We start from the raw sequence: 6,238 nt of genomic DNA on the forward strand, positions 1-6,238 counted from the left end.
AACTTATATAAATAGGGGGATATATCCCGTGCAGAAAAGCCTCGGATTCACGTTAATAGAGCTGTTGGTGGTTGTTTTAATCATCGGTATTTTGGCGGCGGTGGCGGTGCCGCAGTACCAGCGGGCGGTGTCCAAAAGCCGTTACGTGCAGGTGATGACCTCGGCTAACGCCGTAGCCGCGGCGGCCTTGGTGTATAAGATGGCCAACGGCTCGTATCCTTCTTCGCTGGAAGATTTAGACATTACCCTGCCCGGCACGCTTTCCGCCGACAAAAAAAGCGTTTTTCTAAACGGTTATGCCTGCAGTTTGTATATGGGGTCGACGGTCATGAACTCGGTGCTGTGTAAGCGGGGTACGTCGGGCAATCAATATGTGGGGTACCGCGTGTTGTTCGGCGGCGTGCGCGACGGCCAGCGCTTTTGCCTGGCGCGGGAGGAAGATCAGGAAGCCACCAGCTTGTGCATTTCGCTGGGCGGCAAAGAGCCGTTTGACAACAGCGACGGGCTGATGCACTATCGGCTGTAGCCAAAAGGTTTTTACGGTAAAAAACGCCCGGGTGCCTGGCCCGGGCGTTTTGCGTGGCTTCGGGCGGCTTAAAATGCTAAAATATACCTAAATATACTTCATAATTTGAAGTGTCCGCTTTTATCATCGTCCCAAGGAGCAATTTCTATATGGAAATCGGTATCGTAGGCCTGCCCAATGTAGGCAAATCCACCCTGTTTAACGCGCTTACCTGCGCGGGCGCGGAAGCCAGCAACTACCCGTTCTGCACCATTGAGCCCAATGTCGGCATCGTCCCCATTCCGGACAAACGCCTGGATAAGCTGTTTGAAATGTTCAAGCCGCCCAAGAAAACCGCCGCTTTTATTAAATTTGTGGACATCGCCGGCATCGTGCAGGGCGCGAGCCAGGGCGAGGGCCTGGGGAATAAATTCCTGGCCAACATCCGCGAGGTGGACGCGATTATCCACGTCGTGCGTTTGTTTAACGACGAAAACGTAACGCACGTGATGAACTCCGTAGATCCTTTGCGCGATATTGAGGTTATCAATACCGAGCTGATGCTTGCGGACTTGGAAAGCGCGACGAAAATCTGCGACCGCCTGGCCTCCAACGCCAAAAGCGGCAAGAAAGATGCCGTGGCCGCGTGGGAAAAGATGAAAGCCGTCAAGGCCGCGCTGGAAGAGGGCAAACCCGTCAGCTCGCTGGGGCTGGAGCCGGAAGATTTAAAAGATTACCAGTTTTTAACCGCCAAACCCGTGTTGTACGTGGGCAATAATTCCGAGGTGAGAAACGCCGAAAACGCCGAAAAAGTGGCCAAATACGCGCGGGAAAACGGCGCGGGGTTTGTGGAGCTGTCGGTCAAGTTTGAGGCGGACATCGCGGAATTCTCCGAAGAGGAAAAGAAAGCCTTTCTGTCGGAAACCGGCAGCGATTACACCGGGCTTGAAAAAATCGTGCGCGAAGGGATGAAACTGCTCAACCTGTGTACCTATTTTACCGCCGGCGAAGAAGTGGAAGTGCGCAGCTGGCTGATTCCCGTGGGCTGCACCGCGCCGCAGGCGGCGGGCAAAATCCACAGCGATTTTGAAAAAGGTTTCATCCGCGCCGACGTGTACACCTTTGACGATCTCGTCAAATACGGTTCGGAAAAAGCCTTGAAAGAGCACGGCCTTATCCGCTCGGAAGGCAAAGAATATATCGTAAAGGACGGCGACGTCTGCCTGTTTAAAATCAATGCCTGATATTACCTGTAAACATTTCGGCACCTGCGGCGGCTGCGCGTTACTCAACCTGTCCTACGAAGAACAGGTCGCCAAGAAGCGTGCCAAACTGCAGGACACGCTGAAAGATTTTTGGAACGGGGAAATCCCGGTTACGGTAACGGACGAGCCGAAGCATTTTCGCAACAAAGTGGAGCTGGGCTTCTGCCACCAGGTAAAATGGCGCGAAGATTACGACAGGAAGGACCCGGCCAACAAAACCCGCCCGCTGGAGTTTGAAAGCGCGCTGGGATTTAAATTAAAAGGCCGCTGGGACCGCGCGGTGGATATTGCCGAATGTGCGCTGTTTAACCAGAGCCTCATCCCGCTTTTGCAGTCCATCCGCGCCTGGGCCCGGGCCGAAAAGCTGGAATACTACGACCAGCGCAAACACACCGGCGTGCTGCGCCACCTTATGGTGCGCGAAGGGAAAAACACGGGCGAGGCCATCGTCGTGCTGTTCGTAACGGACGATTTTAACGAAAAAACCTTTGTGCAGGCGGTGGAGAATGTTATGCCGTCCGCGCATATTATGGCGGCCGTCAACAACGGCCTCGCGGATACCGCCGCGCCGGAATCTTTGCGCGTGCTGAAAGGCAAAGACCATATTTTTGAAAAAATCGTACTGACGGACGAATCCGGCAAAACGGTGCGCGAAGTGACGTTTAAACTCTCGCCCCAGTCTTTCTTTCAGACCAATACGCTTACCGCGCAAAAGATGTATTCCCGCGTGCGCGCGCTCGTTAAAAAATTGGCGCCCAGGCGGATTTACGATTTGTACGGCGGCGCGGGCAGTTTTTCGCTTTCCTGCGCGGACTTGTGCGAAAAATCCGTCTGTGTGGAAAGCGTGGCTCCGGCCGTGTACAACGGGATTGAAAACGCCAAAATAAACGGCGTAACCAATGTGCAGTTTTTCTGCGCGAAGGTGGAAGATTTCGTCAAACAGCAGCCGATTGAAAAAAAGGACGCGCTGATTATTTTGGATCCGCCGCGCGGCGGGATGCACCCCAAAGCCGCCAAAGCGGTGGCAGAATCGGGCGTGGAAAACGTGCTGTATATTTCCTGCAACCCGGTTACGCTGGCCGCAGACCTTAAAATTTTAACCCGGCACTACGACATTTTGCACGTGGAAGCGTTTGACTTCTTCCCGCACAGCGAACATATTGAAACATTCGTACAGCTGAAGCTGAAATAATCTTATGAATATCAGACCCGAAACTCCGGCCGATTTCCCGGCCCTGTACGATTTCATCCGCGAAGCGTTCAAAACCGCCAAAGTGTCCGACGGTACGGAGCAGGATTTTGTAAACAAGCTCCGTGCGGGTGCAAAGTATATTGCCGAACTGGCCTTGGTGGCCGAGGAAGCCGGGCGTATCATCGGGCATATTATGCTGACGAAGACGCATATCGCTTCCGACAACGGTTCCGAACGTACAGCCCTTATCCTGGCGCCGCTGTGCGTGGCGCTGGAGGAACGAGGCAAAGGGTACGGGGCGAAACTCGTGGAAGAAGCGTTCTTGCGGGCCCGCAAGCTGGGGTATGACTCCTGTCTTTTGGTGGGGGACCCGGGGTATTACGGGCGGTTCGGCTTTGCGCCGATGAGCCGCTTCGGCTTAACCTCCAAGCAGGACATTGCGCCGCAATATACGCTGGCGTGCGAACTGACGCCAGGCGCGTTATTTAACGCGGGCGGCACCGTTGATTTTTTAGGATAGATAAACGCCATGACTTTAGAAGACTCTTTAAAATCGTTAAACCCGCAGCAGCTTGAAGCCGTTAATTACGACGAAGGCCCGTGCTTAATCGTGGCCGGGGCCGGCACGGGCAAAACCAAAACGTTAACCACCAAAATAGCCAAACTTATTGCGGACGGGTATAACCCGGCCCGGATTTTGGCCGTAACGTTTACCAACAAAGCCGCGCAGGAAATGCGCGAGCGCGTGGAAGCCCTTGTGCCCGGCGCGGGGAACCGCGTGTGGATTCACACGTTCCACTCGTTCGGCGTGCGTATGCTGCGCCAGAACGCGCAGGCGCTGGGCCTGTCGCGCGATTTTGCGATTTACGACGATTCGGACCAGAAAAAAGTGGTCAGCCTGATTTTGCAGCAGATGGGCATTAAAGACCCGAAGAAAGAAATCAACCAAATCGTCAGCCTGATTTCCCGCGCCAAAGACGATATGGTGTCGCCCGATACGCTGATGCAAAGCGCCACGGCCAGCGGGCTGGATTTTAAAATCCGCGCCGCGGAAGTGTATCGCCGCTACGAACAGAAGCTTAAAGAAGCGGGCGCGCTGGACTTTGGCGATTTGCTGGTAAAAACCGTGGTGCTGTTAAAAGACCACGAGGACGTGCGTAACTATTACCAGGATTTTTTCCAATACATTTTGGTGGACGAGTATCAGGACACCAACCATACCCAGTATCTTATTACCAAAATGCTGGCGGCCAAACGCCGCAAACTCTGCGTGGTGGGCGACCCGGACCAGAGCATCTATTCCTGGCGCGGGGCGAACATCCGCAATATCCTGGAATTTGAAAAAGACTTCCAGGACGTTAAAACGATTACGCTGGAGCAAAACTACCGTTCCACCAAAGCCATTCTGGAAGCCTCCAACCGCTTGATTACCAAGAATAAAAAGCGTAAAGAAAAGAACCTGTTTACCGATAAATCCCAGGGCGACCCCATTGAAGTGCGCGAAGTGATGAGCGAAGGCGACGAGGCCCGCTGGGTCAGCCAGAACATCAAGGCGCTGGTGGACGAAGAAGGAGCCAGTTTAAAAGACATCGCCGTGTTCTACCGCACCAACGCGCAGAGCCGCAGTTTTGAAGATTATTTCCGCCGCTACCAGATTCCGTACCGGCTGGTCGGCACCGTGCGCTTCTACGACCGCAAGGAAATTAAAGATATTATGTGCTACGCGCGTATGCTCGTCAACCCGGCCGATAACGTAAGCCTGCTGCGCATTATCAACACGCCTGCGCGCGGCCTGGGCAAAGTGGCGCAGGACCGGCTGATGGAATATGCGCAAAACAATCAGCTGTCCTTATATGACGCGCTTAAAAAAGCGGCGTATGTGCCCGGTTTAAGCTCTATGGCCGGCAAAGCCGCCGTCAAGCTGGTGCAGCTGTTTGAAAACTGGCGCGGCGATATGCTGCTGACGGACCCGGCGGATATTTTTCATAAAATTTTGGTGGAATCGGGCTATATGGATGCGGTGAAAGCCGAGATGGAAAAGGACCCGGAGGCCGAATCCCGCCTGCAGAACTTAGACGCGCTTATCAACGCCGTAAAAGAATACGAAGAACGCTGCCGCAAGGGGGAAAAAGAACCCTCGGTGGCGGATTTCCTGCAGGAGATTTCGCTTTTGTCGGGGGAGGACGATTCCCAGGCCGGCGAGGGCGGCGCGGTAACGCTGATGACGGTTCACCTGGCCAAAGGCCTGGAATTTGATGACGTATTTGTAACCGGGCTGGAAGAAACGCTGTTTCCCATCAGCCGCGACAACGAGGACGATTTGGAAGAAGAACGCCGCCTGTGCTATGTGGCGATGACGCGCGCGCGGGAGAGATTGTATTTGTCTTACGCGCAGTCCCGCCGCAAATTCGGACAGCTGTTTAACAATTTGCCGTCGCGCTTTTTGTTTGAAAGCGGGCTTTTGGATGAAAACGAAGTGCACGAAACGCCCGCCCAGCCGCGCTATACCGACTACCGCGCCAAATACGGGCTGTACGGCGCGGGCGCTTCCGGCCCGTACCGCGGCGGCAATTACGGCGGCGGATTTTCGCGCGGGAAAAACAGTTTCGGCGGGAACCGTTATCAGAATTTTGAAGGCTACGCCAGCAAAAGCCGTTTCCAAAAACGCTACGACCAAGACGGCTACGAAATTGAAGACGACGATTTGGACTATACGTCTTCTTCCTACGGCAAATCCGCCGGGCTGGGGTCTTTGTATGCCAAGCCCGAGGCGCCGCAGACGTATCCCAAAGGGCGGGCTTACCCGTTCCCGACGGCTCCCGCCGCGTCGCAGGCGCCGGCCGAACCGGGCCCCAAAAACGCCGACGGCGTGTCCGTAGGGGGACTGGTAAAGCACGGAGTGTTCGGGCAAGGCAAGATTGTGGCTGTGGCCGGCTCGGGGGACAGCGCCAAAATTACGGTGCTGTTCGGCAATGGCGTAAGAAGAACCTTTATGTTAAAATTTGCGCCGCTTGAAATACTGTAATCAGTCTGAAATCCTTTCAAACTCCGGGAATAACTCTCCGGGGTTTTTTATAAATACCTTAACAGAACACCCCGGGCTTCAGCCCGGGGAGTTTCATTGGTTTGCGGTATACCTAGAGAACCGTCTCCCCAAAGCTTTTGCGTTCCCCAAATATTTCTCTCCCAAGTATCTAATAGCACCGTTTATTGCTTTAACCCTGGATAAGGCCAGGTCTCCAGGGCCTGGAAGGCCTTGATTTGTTTTTTTTTTTT

5 protein-coding genes are annotated in these 6,238 nt (G+C 54.3%); all 5 read left to right on the forward strand.

Annotation, left to right across the window (positions count from 1 at the left end; all coding sequences use genetic code 11):
* The first annotated feature begins 28 nt into the window (after positions 1 to 28).
* The 5 genes from ACQY36_RS07800 (at position 29) to ACQY36_RS07820 (ending at position 5,987) form a co-directional block, all read left to right on the forward strand.
* A complete protein-coding gene (locus ACQY36_RS07800) occupies positions 29 to 526 on the forward strand; it encodes a type IV pilin protein (protein ID WP_428078707.1) in 498 nt (165 codons plus the stop codon).
* Between the two features lie 149 nt (positions 527 to 675).
* Positions 676 to 1,749, forward strand: coding sequence for a redox-regulated ATPase YchF (gene ychF, locus ACQY36_RS07805; protein ID WP_428078709.1), 1,074 nt, complete (start codon positions 676 to 678; stop codon positions 1,747 to 1,749).
* On the forward strand, positions 1,742 to 2,962 hold the full coding sequence (gene rlmD, locus ACQY36_RS07810) for a 23S rRNA (uracil(1939)-C(5))-methyltransferase RlmD (protein ID WP_428078711.1): 1,221 nt from the start codon (positions 1,742 to 1,744) through the stop codon (positions 2,960 to 2,962). Before ychF ends, rlmD begins: the two co-directional genes overlap by 8 nt.
* Before the next feature lie 4 nt (positions 2,963 to 2,966).
* Positions 2,967 to 3,482, forward strand: a complete 516-nt coding sequence (locus ACQY36_RS07815) for a GNAT family N-acetyltransferase (RefSeq protein ID WP_428078713.1) — start codon at positions 2,967 to 2,969, stop codon at positions 3,480 to 3,482.
* Between the two features lie 9 nt (positions 3,483 to 3,491).
* Complete coding sequence (locus ACQY36_RS07820; RefSeq protein WP_428078715.1) at positions 3,492 to 5,987, forward strand: ATP-dependent helicase; 2,496 nt, start codon at positions 3,492 to 3,494, stop codon at positions 5,985 to 5,987.
* Positions 5,988 to 6,238 lie beyond the last annotated feature (251 nt).

The sequence above is a fragment of the Candidatus Avelusimicrobium alvi genome, from assembly GCF_958451995.1.
Classification (GTDB): domain Bacteria; phylum Elusimicrobiota; class Elusimicrobia; order Elusimicrobiales; family Elusimicrobiaceae; genus Avelusimicrobium; species Avelusimicrobium alvi.